Origin of the sequence: Flagellimonas spongiicola (assembly GCF_023502425.1) — a bacterium.
Classification (GTDB): Bacteria; Bacteroidota; Bacteroidia; order Flavobacteriales; family Flavobacteriaceae; genus Flagellimonas; species Flagellimonas spongiicola.
The window spans coordinates 159,171-177,154 of the sequence record NZ_JAMFMA010000002.1; the positions used below are offsets into that span (position 1 = coordinate 159,171).

General features: G+C 39.3%; 9 protein-coding genes. 1 reads left to right on the forward strand and 8 read right to left on the reverse strand.

Going from position 1 to position 17,984, the window contains the following annotated elements:
• Positions 1 to 22 precede the first annotated feature (22 nt).
• From xylA to M3P19_RS07050, 8 genes are all read right to left on the reverse strand, one after another.
• Positions 23 to 1,348: a xylose isomerase gene (gene xylA / locus M3P19_RS07015; RefSeq protein ID WP_249656942.1), complete on the reverse strand. Its 1,326-nt coding sequence runs from the start codon at positions 1,346 to 1,348 to the stop codon at positions 23 to 25.
• Between the two features lies 1 nt (position 1,349).
• Positions 1,350 to 2,834 carry a xylulokinase gene (locus tag M3P19_RS07020; protein WP_249656943.1) on the reverse strand — a complete coding sequence of 495 codons (1,485 nt, stop codon included), beginning with the start codon at positions 2,832 to 2,834 and terminating at the stop codon, positions 1,350 to 1,352.
• A 229-nt stretch (positions 2,835 to 3,063) separates the two neighbouring features.
• Complete coding sequence (locus tag M3P19_RS07025; protein WP_249656944.1) at positions 3,064 to 6,213, reverse strand: DUF5107 domain-containing protein; 3,150 nt, start codon at positions 6,211 to 6,213, stop codon at positions 3,064 to 3,066.
• 33 nt (positions 6,214 to 6,246) lie between these two features.
• Complete coding sequence (locus tag M3P19_RS07030) at positions 6,247 to 9,477, reverse strand: VCBS repeat-containing protein (RefSeq protein WP_249656945.1); 3,231 nt, start codon at positions 9,475 to 9,477, stop codon at positions 6,247 to 6,249.
• 209 nt (positions 9,478 to 9,686) lie between these two features.
• Positions 9,687 to 11,282, reverse strand: coding sequence for a SusD/RagB family nutrient-binding outer membrane lipoprotein (locus M3P19_RS07035; RefSeq protein ID WP_249656946.1), 1,596 nt, complete (start codon positions 11,280 to 11,282; stop codon positions 9,687 to 9,689).
• Positions 11,283 to 11,308: 26 nt separating this feature from the next.
• A complete protein-coding gene (locus M3P19_RS07040) occupies positions 11,309 to 14,587 on the reverse strand; it encodes a SusC/RagA family TonB-linked outer membrane protein (protein ID WP_249656947.1) in 3,279 nt (1,092 codons plus the stop codon).
• Positions 14,588 to 14,833: 246 nt separating this feature from the next.
• The gene (locus M3P19_RS07045; RefSeq protein ID WP_249656948.1) at positions 14,834 to 15,865 is read right to left on the reverse strand and encodes a FecR family protein; all 1,032 of its coding nucleotides are present in this window, start codon (positions 15,863 to 15,865) and stop codon (positions 14,834 to 14,836) included.
• Between the two features lie 175 nt (positions 15,866 to 16,040).
• The gene (locus M3P19_RS07050; protein ID WP_249656949.1) at positions 16,041 to 16,679 is read right to left on the reverse strand and encodes an RNA polymerase sigma factor; all 639 of its coding nucleotides are present in this window, start codon (positions 16,677 to 16,679) and stop codon (positions 16,041 to 16,043) included.
• 559 nt (positions 16,680 to 17,238) lie between these two features.
• Between M3P19_RS07050 and M3P19_RS07055 the strand changes: the two genes are divergently transcribed.
• A complete protein-coding gene (locus M3P19_RS07055) occupies positions 17,239 to 17,976 on the forward strand; it encodes a helix-turn-helix domain-containing protein (protein ID WP_249656950.1) in 738 nt (245 codons plus the stop codon).
• The last annotated feature ends 8 nt before the right edge of the window (positions 17,977 to 17,984 follow it).

Consider the following 17,984-nt stretch of genomic DNA (forward strand, 5'->3'; position numbering starts at 1 on the left):
ACCAATCATAGCCCGTAATTATTTAACTATACTGATTCAATATATTCTCATAAAGTTCTTGTTTACCACTGATTTGCTCAGGTTCGCCTTGTTCTTGAGCATAGTCGTACAAATCCGTCAAGGAAAGTTTCCCTGCTGTATACGAAGCTCCTTTTCCAGAATCAAAGGAAGAATAGCGTTTGGACAACAATGATTCGTAGGGTGAAGATCTTAATACCTCATCCGCAATCAACAACCCTCTTGCAAAGGTATCAGCGCCTCCAATATGTGCCAGGAATATGTCCTCTAAATCCGTTGAGTTTCTTCGCGTTTTGGCATCAAAATTTATTCCGCCACCTTGAAGTCCACCAGCTTTCAAAAATACCAGCATAGCTTCCGTGGTTTCCAATACATTATTCGGGAATTGATCGGTATCCCATCCGTTTTGATAATCTCCTCTATTGGCATCAATGCTTCCTAACATGCCAGCATTAGCGGCAACTTGAAGTTCGTGTTGAAATGTATGCTGTGCTAGCGTCGCATGATTTACTTCTATATTAAGTTTAAAATCATTCTCCAAACCGTATTCCTTTATGGTGTTTATGGAAGTGGCGCAGTCAAAATCGTATTGATGTTTGGTAGGCTCCATAGGTTTTGGCTCAATAAAGAATGTGCCCTTAAAACCTTGACTACGGGCATAGTCTTTCGCCATATTTAGAAACCTACCGATATTGTCTTGCTCCAATTTCATATTGGTGTTCAAAAGCGACATATATCCTTCTCTACCTCCCCAAAACACATAGTTCTCCCCATTTAGGGCAATGGTGGCGTCCAAGGCAATTTTTACCTGAGCGCCGGCTCGAGCCACAACATCAAAATTAGGGTTGGTCGCGGCCCCGTTCATGTATCTAGGATGCGAAAAACAGTTGGAAGTTCCCCACAACAATCGGACACCAGACGCTTCTTGTTTTTGCTGTAAATAGGCCACGATTTCCTGAATTCGTTTTTCAGACTCACTTAATGTCTTGGCCTCATCTACCAAATCATAATCGTGGAAACAGTAATAATCAAAGCCCATTTTTGTTACAAACTCAAAAGCCGCGTCGGCCTTTTGTTTTGCAGCCTCTACTGGATCAGTAGCGGTTGCCCATGGAAACTCTTTGGTGCCAGGCCCAAAAGGATCTCCACCAGTTCCGCATAGTGTATGCCAATAGGCCATAGCAAACTTAAAATGTTCACGCATGGTTTTCCCTGCCACTACTTGCTCTGGGTTATAAAATTTAAAGGACATGGGGTTGTCCGATTCCTTTCCTTCATACATGATTTCACCAATCCCTTTAAAATATTCCGTATCTCCAATTAGTGCCATTTTACGATTTGTTTATGATTAAGTCTAATTCTTTTTTCCAATTATTATATGCCAACTCATATGCCTTTTTATCCTTAAAGGGCATATAGGTCATCACATGGTCGTTTTCCATATATTTTGAAAAACTTTGGTATCCATTTGTTGTAATTTCACAAGCCCTAGCAGCTCCTATTGCCCCAGTGGTATTGTAAATTTCTATCTCCTGTTGTATCAATGTTGCGATGGTATTTGAAAAAATTTCCGAACGAAAAAGATTGTCATTACCCGCCCGTATTACGTTAGCAGCGATTTCATCCGATTTCAGAATTTCCATGCCATAAACGAATGAAAACGCAATTCCTTCAAGTGTTGCCCTACATAAATGCGCTTTGGTATGCCGATTTAAATCCAAATTCAAGATTCTTGTACCTACATCTTGATTTAACAGCATGCGTTCTGCGCCGTTACCAAAAGGAATAACACAAACACCGTCGGACCCAATAGCTATAGCCCCGGCCAAGCTGTTCATTTCTTCATAGGATGATACCGATAAATTATTCAGCAACCATCTGTACTGAATACCAGCTCCATTAATACATAGCAATTTGCCAATATTGCGTTGGGTGTTTTTGAGATAATTCACATGGGCAAAATTGTTCACCCTTGCGCTTTCCTTCACTGAAAGATTATCGGTAACTGCATAAACAACACCGGAAGTTCCACCTGTGGCCGCAACTTCACCAGGATTGAACACATTTAAAGAAAGGGCATTATTAGGCTGATCACCAGCCCTATATAAAATGGGTGTCCCCTTCAACAGGCCGCTCTCCTTGGCACCTTTCTCGGACACACTGCTTTGTACAGCGAATGTATCCACTACTTCTGGTACCAACGTTTTTGAAATCCCAAATGCATCTAAAATATCTTCTGAGACATCTTCATCTTGAAAATTCCAAAAAATTCCTTCAGACAGCCCAGAAATTGTAGTTTGATAATCATCAGTGAATTTGAATGCCAAGTAATCCCCCGGAAGCATGAACTTATGCACCTTTTTATAGGTTTCCGATTCATTTTCCTTGACCCAACCCAATTTGGCCGCAGTGAAGTTTGCTGGAGAATTCAATAACTCGCTATCACATTTAGCAGCGCCAATTTTATGGTATGCCCGATTTCCAATTTCCACAGCTCTACTATCACACCAAATAATGGAATTTCTCAGCGGTTTCCCTTCCGTATCCACTACTACTAAACCATGCATTTGATAAGCTATTCCGATTCCGAGAATATCTTTTGGTTTGATTGAAGCCGATTGGAGGATTTTTGAAATACCTTGACACACCAAATTCCACCAAGTTTCGGGATCTTGCTCTGCCCAGCCCTTTTCAGGGGCATGCATGGACATTTCCTGCTCGGGTTCTTGAACGACCATAACACTCTTACCAGTACTTTGTGCTACCAAGGCAATTTTTATCGAAGAGCTTCCGAGATCGATTCCTAAATAATACATTGATTACGAATTTGTTGAGTCCTATCAAATGTAAAGAATGCGATATCGAAAAACACTTTTGACAGCAAACAAAACCTGAATTTGGCTTTCCTTGGTATAGCTGTAAGGTGGTTATGACAATTGTATACTTCTGATTTACAGCTTCTTAAAAATCAATCCATTTTACGAAAAGTTTTCGAAAAGGTTTTCGTAATTATTTCGTAACGCCGATATATTAGAAAGGTATCTACTAATTATTTATGGCATATTTGATGATTTCGAGCCGTCTTTGATCCAGTTTCTTTGCATCCACCAGGCTTTGCGCTGTCTGAAAATCTTTTTGATACATTGCCAATACGTTTTGAGCATTGGTGTTAGTTGAAGTAGCCGCTTCAATTTTATCCAAAAGTGCTTCCTTTTTCGCCGTAGCGCCCAACTTATCCAAAGACAATAAGGTAAATATGGTATTCAAATTGATCGTGCCGGCAGCATCATAATCCACAACCTTCTTGAAATAGTTTTGCGCCTCCTGGTTGTTTCCCAGTTTTTGGTTATTGATTCCAAGCAAATAATCAGGCATCCTGGTATCAGGGTTGTATGGTGCCCCTACTCCTAAATTCTCCGTCCATGCTTTTGAAGTTTCTAAAAGTGTATTTGCCTTGCTAAATTGGTTTTTACCCATTAACTCTTTGGCTAAAAACACATGAGCTTGATCATAAATTCTCTTGCTTTCAGATGCATGTTCAAAAGGAAGAATGTTCAATTCGGCCAATACATTTATCGCTTTTGAATAGGATCTATTCCCAACTAAAGCTTTTGCATAACTCAATCCCAAATTGTAGTTGTCCGGAAATTTTCGGGTCGCTTTTTTACCTAAAACCACAGCTTCCGCCATTTTATAATGGGATAAGTAAAAGCGCATTAAATCGTCCCAGTTTTTCCAATATCCGGTATTTAGGGACACTGCTTTTTGATAATCCTCCAACTTAGCATCATAACTGGCCATGGTAGTCGATTCTGCCCTAAACTTGTAAAAAGCATCATTGTCTGACTCCATTCCGCATGCTACAAGCAATTTTAGGGCCTTGTCTTTCAGTCCCACCGCCATATAGTTTTGCGCTAGAAAGTACTTGAACCTCCAATTAGTATTGCTATTGACTGCCCACTCCATTGCAGGAACCATTTCACGACGATACGGAAAGACAAAATCAGGTGAAGCCGCTGCCACTTCCTGTAACAATACTTCACTTTTTGAAGAATTGGTGTTAGCCATTATATAAGCTAACAGTAGTTTAGATTTACTATCGTCAGTGTTTAAAGCTAAAAGCTCTTCTGCCATTTGCTCTTGTCCCAAATTCAGGTATGTTATGGCCAACTCCAAAATGGTCTCATTTCCAAATTCATTCTGAACATTTTGAAGGATTTGGGAGGTTGACTTACCTTCTAATTTTAGGGCTTCCAAGTTAGCAAAATGGTTTATCGGACTTATTTCAGCAATACGTCTAAGCTGATTTCGGATTTCATCTACGTTTTGCGAAATTCTACTTGCTACCAGCAACACTTGTCTTGCGTTAAGATTGTAGGTGTTGAATGCCAATGATTTCTCAGCGTATTCCACGGCCTTTTCCAGATTTTTCCCATGCATGTAAATTTCCGCCATGACGGCGTATGCTGCTGATCTAAATTGAATGGATCTTGCTGCCCAACCAAGTGCTTCCAGCGCATTTACAGCGTCATTTTGAGCCCAATAGGCAAGTCCTGATAGATAATTGGCCTTGGGATCATAAATATCCAATTGCAGTGCCTTAGCTGTATGCCCCAATGCATTTGAATATCTGGTTTTTCTATATTCAGCTTCCGCCATAAGTGTATGGGCTCTAGCATGAAAAGCATCTAATTTGAATAACTCTTGAAGTTTTTCTTCTGCCAAGGCATATTCTCGGTATTTCATTGCTTCAGACGCCTCGTGATACAATTTCTCAATCTTTGAAGCAGCTACCTTTGGATTGTATTTGAAATCTTTTTTAAGAATGGTCTTCTTTTCTGAAGTATAGACTAATTTGTCCGCCCCTAAATAAATAGCCAATGTGTCATCATCCTTGCAATCAACGGATTGCTCAAACACTTGCATTGGATTCATTTGTAAATTTTCTTGGAAAAATACTTGTTCTCCATTGACAAAAATTTGTAATGGCTGGTCAAAAGCCTGAAGCGCATTGATACCCAGTGTGGCGCTAGCTCCATTTCGTTCAACGTTAAGCACCCCATATTCAGATACGGCTTCCATACCTCCAATTTCCTTTATTGGAAACCATATTTCGTTCCAAGAATCCATCATGTATGGGTCAAAATTTGCTTGGGAAACTGGGTTTTCCGCCCCTGGAAAATACTGATTGAGCAAACGGCCTGCTTGAAATTCTATGTACTGCCCGTCTGTGTCTGTCAATAGGTCTTCCCATATACCCCCTGCTCTTGACAACGCCCATAACCACAATTTTTGTCCAGGCATTTCTTCATATGAAGAAAGGTGTCCAAATCCAACTTTTCGATCATGGTAGTATCCTCCAAAATAATTTTGATAATCCCCAACAATATGATAGGATTTAGCAGGCCCAAAATTGTTATTGCGGTACATCGCCAAATTCCTGCCTTTGTCATCAATAGGCCATTTACGCCATGTTCCATCATGTTCCAAAAAGCCATTCCCAGGAATAAAGAACTCCAAATCATCAGCAGTTGGTGCCGCACCAGTCATCCAATTGTAGTACGACTGATTTAAAGGTGTTCCGTTATACCAAGAGGCATTGGTTTCAAAATAGGCCTTGTCCCCTTCCAACTTGATTTCTACCTGCCAATATGTTCTTGAAGGCAAATCAAGGTTTCCTACTACACAGCTTACACTTCCATCATCATTCTTCCTAGTACTGTAATCAACGGGTGTAGCGGTTGATGGGTGATGTCCAATAATCCCAAAATTGAATTCGATTCCTCCAGAGGTCCAAGGGCCTCGCATGGCAATATTTCTAAATTTCACTACCTCATTGCGATACAAAAACTCATTTCCTGTACTTTTCTCTATTGCTCCCCAGACCTTTCCTCCAACTTCTGGCAAGACATATACTTCTATGAATTCATTTTCAAGTTTTACAACCTTCCATCCTTTTTTTTGTGCAGTATGGGAATAGCCCTCATATTTGAAGTATGGAAATATCTTAGGGTTCTCATTTAGTATTGGAACAGGGTTCGGCGAATCAAATCCATAGGTATCCAATTGACGTATTTCCTCAGTAATTGTTGCTGATTGGGAAAGTAACCAACACGGTATCAAAAACAATAGCATCAGCGTTCCATACAATCTAGTGCTAGACTTATCAGTTGGTTTTCTGAATAGTGTTCTCATATCCTATTGGTTTTAGTTGGTTGTGTCTATAGATTAGTTTGCCCAAAGCAGGGTTTCAAGCGGTGCGTTGTTTTTTACAAACACTAACAGCTTGGAATCATTGGCCAATTCCAATAGTGCTATATCCCGAACCTCGCCTTCAACATTCAGTCCGTATTCAACTGGATTCGCATTTTCGAAATTACCTTTGCCATCCCCCAATAATAAGGTTCCTTTGTTCGCATCGTATCTTCCATACTTCACACGAGTACCAAAGAAATTGCCCCCTAACAATAGGTCCAGGTTTCCGTCATTATTAAAGTCTTCGATTAAAATTCCATATACCGGAGCCAATTGAGCTTCTTTTGGCAATGCTGTAAATTGAAATTGGTCACTGCCCAAATTTTCCAAATAACTACTCTGAAAATTTTTGACCTGCATCACCGAACTGGACTCCAAATCCTGAGGTGAGAATATATCTGTGATCTTTTCATTGGCATAATCCTCATAGTTGACGTATTTGGATTTCAAACCATTTAATTGTTCTACCAAGTCATCCTTTGAAAAAACAGGAAACTCTTCGCCCATGATGTAGGAGCACAGAATGGGATCTATAGATCCATTGTCATCAAAATCCTTAACATAAAGCGTGGCAGGTTCTTCAGGTGATGCTTTAAGTTGGGAGTTCAACCCAAAATTTCCGAGTACATAATCCATATCGCCATCACCATCTAAGTCATCTTCTGCAATTGTATTCCAAAACCCTTCACTATTGGTTACACCAGTACTATTGGTCACTTCTTCTAATTTGTTTCCATTCCCTGAAAAGAACCGTATTGGCATCCATTCACCAACGAGAATCAAATCCAGTTGTTCATCTGCGTTGTAGTCTGTCCACAAGGCATCAGTCACCATTCCTGGGTATTCCAAATCTGGGTGGATTTCTTTAGTACGGTCTTCAAATTTTCCATTACCGTCGTTGAGCAATACATAACTACGTGGTGCAGTAGGATAAGCGCCAGGAGATAATCGCCCACCTACAAATAAATCCATATCGCCGTCATTATCAATATCGCCAGATTTGACACATGACCCACTAGTAAGCATTTGGGGTAAGCTACTTGTACTTTTCCTAAATTGACCACGTCCATTATTAAGATAAAGTCTGTCTTGCAGTGCTGGGTCGTCTGGTTCAAAAGCATTACCCCCACTCACCACATACAAGTCCAAGTCCCTATCACCATCGGCATCAAAAAAGCGGGCCCCTATGTCTTCTGAATCTATATCTTGGTTAAGAAACCCGTTGTTCTGCGCTACAAAATTTCCAGTCTTGTCTTGCACCAACAACTCACCGGAACTTCCCTTCGCCCCTCCAATAAATGCATCGTCAAGACCATCTCCGTTAACGTCCCCGTATGCAATTCTAGGACCTTGGGTTGATAATTGATGCGGCAACAAACGCTCTCGTTTAAAATCGTTGTATTCATTTTCCTTATGCTCAAAAGCCATTTTACCTGGTTCCGTGGCGGAAAACAAACCTTTTGCTTCTTCGCTGATGGTACTTTCAAGGATGGTAACCGCTTCGACTTGATAGAACTCTAGTGTTGTATTGGCCTTACTATTTTTCAGCTCCTGAATCTTACCATCTGGCCAATTCACGATAACACGCTCAACAATAGAATCTGTGCCTAAACCAAAAATCAAATTGTAAGGCATGGAAGATTGGTATCCACGACTAGGTATCATTTCCTGTACCATGGATTTTCCATTTTGTTCCAAAACCACCTTGGCACCTACACCAAACTTATTCCATTTATTGCCAATCAATTTGACTTTGAGATGATTGTTATTGAGGTGAAGCTCGCTATTGTTTCTGTAGATAAAGGCTTTTTCATCGATATTGTTTACCACAAGATCCAAATCGCCATCATTATCCAAATCGCCATAGGCGGCACCATTTGACAATGACTTTTGATTCAACCCCCAATCCAAGTTTTTCTTAGTGAAAGTTAGATCGCCATTATTGTGGAACATGTAATTCTCCACAACTGCCGAAGGCATATTGGTAAGTAACTCAGTGATAGCTGTTTTTTGTCCTGTTCTATTTTCATTCAATTTTTCCTGTACAGCATAATTGATGAAATCCATATTGGTATAATCACGTTTGTAACCGTTGGTGACATACACATCTTTATGGCCGTCATTGTCATAATCAGCAATAAGAGACGCCCAACTCCAATCCGTATTTGATATTCCTGAATATTGCCCTATTTCCGAAAAGGAATTTCCGTGGTTATTTAAGTGCATCATATTGCGCATGGTCTGATTATAAAATCCCGACTTTTCCAGCAGACTATGCTTTTCAAAATTATCTGGGCCTGAAACCATTTTTTGGCGGTAATTATCCTCTGGGAGCATGTCCAAGGTCATAATGTCCGTAAACCCATCATTATTGATATCGGCAATATCGCTGCCCATTGAGAACAAGGATGTATGACCTACATAATCCTCCAAACTTTCGGAGAATGTTCCATCTTGATTGTTGAGATAGAGGTAATCTTGTTCATTATAGTCATTGGAAACATAAATATCCAACCAACCATCGTTGTTTACATCAGAAACTGATACACCTAAGCCAAAGCCGAGAACGTTGGATACCAAACCTGCTTCGCCACTGGCATCATAAAACCAACCATTCTCATTTTTGTAAAGTTTATCCGAATATGCCTCGTTTTTTCGATTTTTGAGCTTGTATGTTATTCGATCAAAGCCTGCATATTCCTGGGTTGAATGATTAAGAAGATATAAATCCAAATCTCCATCGTTATCATAATCAAAAAAGGACGCTTGCGTCGTATACCCTGTATCATCCAAACCGAATGCTTCGGCACTCTCTGTAAATGTAAGGTCGCCATTATTTATAAATAGCAGATTGTGACGTTTATGGGGACTTTTCGCTGCTGATCGACATACGTAAATATCCAATAAGCCATCTGCATTGACATCAGCCATTGTGGTTCCTGTATTCCAAAATCCATCTGCGAACACACCTGCTTCTTTTGCAATTTCCTCAAATACGAAATCCCCCTTATTAAGGTATAGATGGCTACCAACCATATTTCCAGTAAAATAGATGTCCAAAAGACCATCATTATTTAAATCTCCAATTGCGACGCCTCCTCCATTGTACATGTAGCTATATTCGAGGACATTAAATTCTTCTGTTTCCAACAGCTTGTTCACAAATTTGACTCCTGTCTTATTTGCTGGCATTAGTGTAAACATGGTATCGTTTCCAGGGTTAGAACAAGAAAGCACGGAAAGCAAGAATAGGCCCGACAAAAAAAACTTTAAGCGAAAAAAATGCATATCTAAAGATTAGGTTATATTAAGACACCCCAGGTGAATGTGACCCTAGGAACAAACAATGATAGAAAAAAATACCAATGCTATAAACAGCATTGGTATTTTCGGAACTTAAACCTAACTCAAAACTAATTTTTAGCGTCCCACCATAGTCTAGTGGTACCAAGATCGGGGCCGCCTAACAAAGAAGATACCGCTTCATTAACAGCATCTGTATTGTCGGCATATTCCGTGGCAGTATAGGTCATCCTTCTTGGAATCTCATCTACTGCAATATCCGGGTTAAGCGAATTTAATCTATTAAAGAGTGTTGGATAGCCAGTTCTTCTACGCTCAGCATAGGCTTCAGCACTATCTGGCCATAAGGCAATCCATTTTTGTGTGATAATTTGTTCCAATTGTTCCTCAGAGGTGCCGGCAGCATTATAGGCTACAGGAACGGACGAAACAGCAGGATTAGCTCCATCAACAGCTGCAGGAATCAATGCACTCGTTACATAATCATTTCCGGAAAGATTGGTACCATCATAACCATGTTGCAAATGTGATTGAGTGATTCCTTGATTGTAAAGATCTTCAGATGTACCTCCTGCAGCCCATCCTTCAAGTGCGGCTTCAGCCCTAAGGAAGTATGCCTCTGATGCAGCCATAACAATTACAGTTGGTCCTGGATCCCCCCCAGCAGTGTATGGACCTGCCATGTTTGACGCTAAATCATTGAAAGGCGTTGTTGCCTTTGCTGATGCAGTCTGGCCATTTCGCATTCCCTCGTATGGAAATTCTACCCCTACAGGGTCATCTGCTGCATCTGGAGAAGCAGCGGGAGCATAATAAGTTGCAACCCTAGGATCTTCGTATCCTTTAAGGATGCTTTCCATATCAGCACTCATACGGAATTCGCCCCATTGCGTAATTGTGGTATAACTATTTGTGAAATTTAAATCTGTTTGGATTAATGCATTGTCATCATTGGACATCATCACACCACCAGCAATTGCGGCTTCCGCATTGGATTGCGCCAAGCCTGGAGCTACATACTTAACTCGCATGGCCAAACGAAGACGTAACGTATTTGCAAATGTTAGCCACTTGCTCGCATCACCACCAAAAAGGACATCATTTGCTCCTAAAAAGGAAGTTGTTCCTGCATTGGCCTGCAAAACAGTTGTCGCTTCGGCCAGTGTGGTAAAAAAGTCATTATAAATGGCTTCTTGAGAGTCATATGAAACCGTATTTTCCAAATTTCCAAAATTGGAATAAGGAATCGGCCCCCAATAATCTGTAACTCTATGGTATGCATATACTCTCCATACCTTCATCATCGCATTCTCCAACTCAAAGCCCAACTCTTCAGCAGTATCCTCAACGTATTTTATCTGAGGTGCAGATCTACTGTAAAAATAGCGATATGCGCCATTGAGCCAACCACCAACTAATATGAATTGATCACTATCAAAGTTAGGTGCTGTTGTTGCAAAATAATTGGCATATACATCTGAAAACAAGGATTGCCATAATTGGAAAGGTCCCCTTGCCGCATCAAAAGGCATAAAATTTGGTGTATATAAGGCCCTTTTTACAAATAGCGGATAATCTGCAGGGGTCACACCATCAGTTGTCAGAACTTTTGGATCAGTATTTGTTTCTGTAAAGTCATCTGTGCATCCCAGCAGAAATCCTGCCAGCATCATGCCCATAAATAATTTTTTGATAATTCTTCTCATGTTTTTTCTTTTAAATTACAGTTTTTTTAGAATCCAAAGTTAATTGATAAACCAAGTTGTCTTGTCGTTGGTAAAGGAAAAGCAGACGTACCTTCTGCATTGTTTGCTGTACTAGCAAGCAAATCTGGGTCAAAACTTTCCGCTTTATTTGAGATAAAGAAAAGATTTCTTCCCACGAACGAAACATTTGCTGTCTTTATAAAAGTCTTGGACAACACACTCTGGGGTACAGAGTAGCCAATCACCAATTCTCTTAGTCTAACGTTGGACAGGTCAGTAACAAAAGCCTCACCTACAGGTGTATTTCTACCTCCAACACGGTTCCAGTAGTCTTCAGCGGTAACTGAGATATTGTTTGCTGCTCCACTTGATTGAACAATCGCTGTCTCACCTGCCAAAAAGTTCTCACCAATTATCAACCCACCTTCTCTTCCTTGAAGGGTTGATTCCAATACCCCATCACGAGCTAAAATAGCATCAGTGAAATTGGTCGCAGTACCTCCTTGACGAATATCTATCAATGCGCTGAAGTTGAAATTTTTGTAACGGAAAGAATTTCGAACACCACCCAACCAATCAGGGTTGAAATTTGCGACTAACACGTCGCTTCTTCCTGGTGTGATCAAGGGCAAGCCCAAGTCGTCAATAAGTACCCTGCCTTGATCATCTCTTTGAAAACCACGGGAGTAGATATCTCCAAATTCTCCGCCAACTTGTAAAACATAGTCTCTAATAAAGTCGCTATTGGTCGTCAAGCGGTCAAAACCTTCGGCAATCGCCAAAACCTCGCTTTCGTTGGTTCCAAAATTCACATCCAAGTCCCATGTAAAATCTGGATTGTCGATAATCGTTGCACCCAATATAATCTCAACACCTTTATTCTGAATATCTGCTCCGTTCTGGAAACGACTGGCGATTCCAGATGCGACAGGTGTTGGTGTTGCAAATATCTGATCAAAAGTATTGGTCTTGAACCAAGTAAAGTCAAATCGTAAACGATTTTCCATCCAACGAGAATCAAATCCAAGTTCTAAAGACCGCGTTGTTTCAGGACGTAGATTTGGATTCGGCAATACTTCATCTAATTCACCCGTTCCAGCAATAATATTTGCTTGTCGGAATAATGAAAAGGCATCAGTATCGTTACCCACTTCTGCCCAGTTACTTCTCAATTTCAAGAAGCTCATTGGACCAAAATCAGCATCAAACAAATCAGTTACCACTGCAGTTAAACCAACAGATGGATAGAAATATGAACGATTATCTTCTGGAAGTGTGGAGCTCCAATCATTCCTTGCCGTTATATTCAGATACACTGCATTTTTATAGGAGAATTCCCCAAATGCATAAACTGATTGTGTCTCAAATGTTTCAAATTCTTCACGTGCCGTGGGGTCTTGTGTATTCCCAAGTGCAAAGAGGTTTTCAATAGAAAAATTAGATCCCTCTCCCCATAGTCTATCTCTTCGGAAGTTTCTAAGGTTGGCACCTGCATTCAAATCTATACTAAAATCCTCGGAAAGATTCTTGTTGAAGTTTATAAGCACGTCGGTATTCCAATCTGATATCACCTGTTGTTCGTTGCGATAACTACCAAATTGTGCCACCGTATAGGTATCATTTGACCGTAGAATCTCTGATCTATAGCTATCTCTATCCAATGCGGAACGCCCTAATATATATAGGTCGTCCGTTATTTGATATTTTAGGGATAACAAACCAAGTACACGTTCCTGTATTCTTGGACGCAAGACATTGTTAATTGTCCAATACGGGTTACCACCACCATTAAACTGGGGCAAAAAATAGTGTTGACGAACTTTTCCCTCCGCATTTACAAAACTGAAGTTTTCAAAATCCTCGGTACGGATGTTACGTGGCGTTTTATACAAATAACGTACCGGGTTATCAAAACCTTCACCTGTGGCCAATTGGTTGGAAAAATCATCACGGATATAATTCAATTTTACATCTGTCGTTAATTTATCCGTTACTCTAGAATTGATACGTGTGGAAATACTGTGTCGTTGCAAATCATTTCCTGGTACAATTCCTCCTGCATCAGTATAGGTATACCCTAAAAACACATTGGATTTTTCACTATTGATATTAACACCAATATTGGTAGCTAAATTATGTCCAACTTGGAAAAAATCATCAACATTGTCAGGCTGAGCTTCATACGTATAGGTCTGCCCAAATAGAGGATATTCAGGATTATTGGACCAATGTGCTACCTGGCTGCCATCGAATCTTGGTCCCCAAGAAGTGGTAGCTTGTTCGCCATATACACCTCCAGCTCCTTGACCATATTCATTTTGCAATTCCAAAAGGTTAATGGCACTAGCAAAGTTTGCGGTAAAACTTACAGAAGTAGAAACACCTTCCGGAGCACCTTTTCCTGATTTAGTTGTAATCACAATTGCGCCGTTGGCCGCTCTACTTCCATAAAGTGCTGCTGCATTTGCACCTCTTAGGACCGATATTTCTTGAATGTCATCAGGACTAATATTATTGATGTCACCATTTAACAAAATCCCATCTACCACATAAAGAGGTTGACTACTTCCATTAATGGAACGGTTACCACGAAGCAATACTTTGGTCGGGGCACCTACACCAGCGGCCGATTGTGTAACGGACAAACCTGCGACTTTCCCGCTCAAACCTTCCAAAACATTAACTGGTCGAGCTTGAGTCAATTCTTCTGTGCTAACCTGCTGGTTGGCGTAAGAAAGTGATTTTTCTGAACGCTCTAAACCTAAGGCCGTAACAACCACCTCATCCAGTTGGCTAGCGTCTTCCTGCATTACTACATCGATTGCGTTGGAAGAGCCAACAGAAATGTTCTGCGATAACATACCCAGGTATGAGAATACCAAAACCGCCCCATCGGACACTTCGATGGAGTAATTCCCATCAAAATCAGTTTGGGTACCATTGGTTGTCCCTTGTTCCAAAATGCTAACTCCAGGTAGCGGACCACCATTAGCATCTGAGACATTTCCCGTTACTGTTCGCTGTACTATGTCCTTTTCAATGACAACAGGTGCTTCTTTTTTAGGTCTCGGAGTAACGGCGATAGTTGTGTTTATCCTTCTAAAATTCAAAGAGGCTTCTGTACTTATTTGCTCCAATAGATCATAAACAGAATGTGGTCCTTGAGCAATCAGGAATCTTGTTTTTCCTTTCACGTCTTTCTCATCGTAATTGAATTTGAAAGCCGATTGGTTCTCGATTTCATCGAAGACATCCAATACCTTGACTTCACTCGTTGAGTTCCATTCAAGATAAATGTCCTTCATACTTTGCGTATAACCCTCGTTTGCCATCGCGAAATAGCAGAATATTAGTTGTAAAATAAATATCCTAGAGAGCATAGCGATTGTTTTAGATAATTTAAATTTCATGTTGTTAACATCGGTTTAGTTGACTTACTTTAATTGAGTTATTGAAGATAAATTCACCTCCACTGAAAGCACTACTTTCTTTGGGGCCCAATTATCTTATGGATAGTTTTTTATTCTCATAGGTTCTGGTGTTAGTAGTTCTCATTTAAATCTTACAGTAATTGCACGTTCATTGTCCTCATCGATTTCAAAGGAAAATTGTTCCACAAATGCAATTCGTTCCAACACGCTTTCCAAGCTCTCACTCGGAAACTCTCCCGTGTAGGTAATGCGTCTATTTAGATTGTGGACTTTTATTTCCACATCATACCAGTTTTCAAGTGTTTCCACAATTTCATCAAAACTTGCGGCCTTAAACACCAAAACACGTTTAGTCCATTTATAGAAATCCATGTCATCGTAAGCTGAAATCTCAATTTCTCCCTTGGTGGCATCGTAAGTTGCCTTACCACCAGTATCATCTATTATCTCAGCTTGTTTTTCACCAAAACTTGGCCCTACGGATATTTTACCCTCTACAAGGCCAACTTCTACCTTTTTCCCTTTTTCGGCTTTTACATTGAATGCAGTCCCCAAGGCACGTGTGACTAAACCAGACGAGTTAACCAAAAAAGGCCTTGTAGAATCTTTGGCTACCTCAAAGAATGCCTCACCTTCCAAATATATTTCGCGTTTATTCTTAAATTTCGAAGCATATGAAATTCGACTATTATAGTTAAGATATACCGTAGAACCATCAGGTAATTTAATCCTTGACTTTTGCCCCTTAAGGTTTTCCTTTACCAATTGTTTTACTGGTACGGAAGTATACTTTAAGTTCGTTGAGGTACCATAGTGATTCCCAACAGCAAAACTCAACAACAGCAAAATGCTCGCCGCAGCATTTAACCAAGCTGATCGTCTATTAGCTTTTCTTCTCTTTAAATTGATGGATTGATCTCCTAAAACGGATTGCAATAGCTCTTCACGATATATTAGCTCAATATCATCCTGAGCGTGAAACTCAAGAGAAAGGATAATTTCCTTTGCAGTTAAGACCATATTCTTTTTTGAAGGATTGGCTGCCAACCATTTTTTCCAAAAGAAATGTGAAGTGGTGTCTGGTTTTAACACCCAATCCCGAAACTCGGGATCAGCTAAAAAATCTTCTAATTCATATTCTTGATATTCCATAGATATAGCCTGTGCTATATTTATGACATCAGAACTTTACATATGACATCAAAAAAATTTAGTTTTTTTTAAGAAAAGTAAATGAATCTATATTTTTTAAAACCTATTCATGTAGATAAATTGCAATAGGAGCATTTTACATAGGAAATTATCAAACCTAGAAAAAGCGTTTATTTTAAGAATTGGTATTTAGATCTTGAAAGTTTTTCTTTAGTTGCGACAATGACCTGTAAATCAAATTACGTGCGGCCCTAACACTTGAAAAGCCCATAACTTCCTTGATTTGGGCATAAGACAGACCATTGTAATAGAAATAATACAATGCTTCCCTCTGTCTTCTTGTAAGCTTATTCAACGATTTCTTTATCTGTTGAATTTGCCCTTGCCGGAATTGTGTATTTATCAGTACACTTTCATGAGAGGGTGCAAAATAAAAATCAAACGCACCAGAATTTGATTTATATCTGGACTTTCGTTTTTGCTTTTTCTGTTCAGTGATTATTTTATTCCGATAGCACTTGATCAAATACGCTTTTACGAATTTCACCTTGTGCAGTTTACTTCGCTTTTTTCGAATATTGACAAAAACATCCTGAAGCGCATCTTTTAATAATTCTGCATCACCAGAATATTGTCTGCCCAGGTTATACAGCAAATCAAAATAATGATTGTATAATTTGATGAATGCAGATTCACTTCCATCACAAAACAACCTCCATTCCACATTGGAATCGAATTGCTCTTGAGCAACTGTTGTTCTAGCAACGATAAGCTCTTTTGCGAAATCTTTAGAAAGATTGGCGGATTGTTCCAAAATCGCAATACTAAGGTTGAATTAGCCGAAAGATACATAAAATATACTACTATTCTTTAAACTTTATTCATTTGGGATTTATTATCAAATAGCTGATGACGTCAAAAATCTTCAGTTATATTAACGGCTTAAAGAGATTCTAACTATCTGATATCGGTTAAAAATTTATGTAACTTAGATTAATGCAAAATCCCTTCGTTAGCATACAGCAATGCTATTAAACGCAAATTACAGCACAATCGAAAGCTTATTAATCTTAGGCATTATACAAGGATTCATTTTAGGATTTGGGTTACTACTTCAAGGATTAATAAAAAAGGATGGTTTTCCTTGGTTTTCAATACTTATTCTGTCTTCAACCCTTTGGATAATAGGTCAGTATTTATCTGAATCAGAATACTATAAATCCATTCCGTCATTTTTTATTTTCACTACTAGTTCCCCTTTAATTGTAGGTCCCATCTTACTATTGCACATTAAATCTACTGGACACAATAAGAAAAAAACATTCAGCAATAAAACCCTATTACATTTTGTACCTGCGCTACTTTATATTTTAGTGATTTTGATCTACTTCCATAGTTATTTGGAAAGTGTACCTAACCGACTTGTAGCTGATTATGAAAATACAGGTCCTAGAGATTATTGGAAATCACCCATTGGATTGTTCAAAGGAATTCACTTATTATGTTACACCTTAGTTTCATTTCTAATGATAAGGAAACAGCCTATTAGCTTAAAAAACCCTTTACCTATTATCATAAGCGCATTGGTTTTAATCCAAATCATCTTTTGGGCTTCTTTATTGACCGGCTATTTCATGACGGAATCAGTTTATGCGCTATTATTGACGGTAACTGTTTTGATACTTGGGTACCTAGGTTTCTTTTTCCCAAAACATCTGTCAAAACCAACAGTAATAAAGTATAGTTCCAATAATCTCTCTAAGTCTAAAGCAATCGCAGTTTTCGAAATGCTGGAACGAGAAATGGAGCGTAAAATGATTTATTTAGATCCTGATCTATCCTTAAAAAGTTTAGCAATTTATCTTGATGTGAATAAAAAAGAACTTTCCCAAGTCATTAATCAGTTAGGGAGAAAAAACTATTCCGAATACATAAATGGATATCGTATTGCATATGCCAAGACAATTTTAAAGTCTGAGAAGCTCAGAAATATGAAAATCATTGGTGTAGCTTTCGAATCTGGGTTTAACAACAAAGATTCCTTTTACTTCTGGTTTAAGAAAATTACGGGAAAAACACCAATGCAATACAAGAAAGATTTTAAGGGTTGATTCCAAAA

Coding starts and splice junctions, on each gene's coding strand:
- xylA (WP_249656942.1), bottom strand. CDS start 1,348: ATGGCACTAATTGGAGATACGGAATATTTTAAAGGGATTGGTGAAATC.
- M3P19_RS07020 (WP_249656943.1), bottom strand. CDS start 2,834: ATGTATTATTTAGGAATCGATCTCGGAAGCTCTTCGATAAAAATTGCC.
- M3P19_RS07025 (WP_249656944.1), bottom strand. CDS start 6,213: ATGAGAACACTATTCAGAAAACCAACTGATAAGTCTAGCACTAGATTG.
- M3P19_RS07030 (WP_249656945.1), bottom strand. CDS start 9,477: ATGTTTACACTAATGCCAGCAAATAAGACAGGAGTCAAATTTGTGAAC.
- M3P19_RS07035 (WP_249656946.1), bottom strand. CDS start 11,282: ATGAGAAGAATTATCAAAAAATTATTTATGGGCATGATGCTGGCAGGA.
- M3P19_RS07040 (WP_249656947.1), bottom strand. CDS start 14,587: ATGAAGGACATTTATCTTGAATGGAACTCAACGAGTGAAGTCAAGGTA.
- M3P19_RS07045 (WP_249656948.1), bottom strand. CDS start 15,865: ATGGAATATCAAGAATATGAATTAGAAGATTTTTTAGCTGATCCCGAG.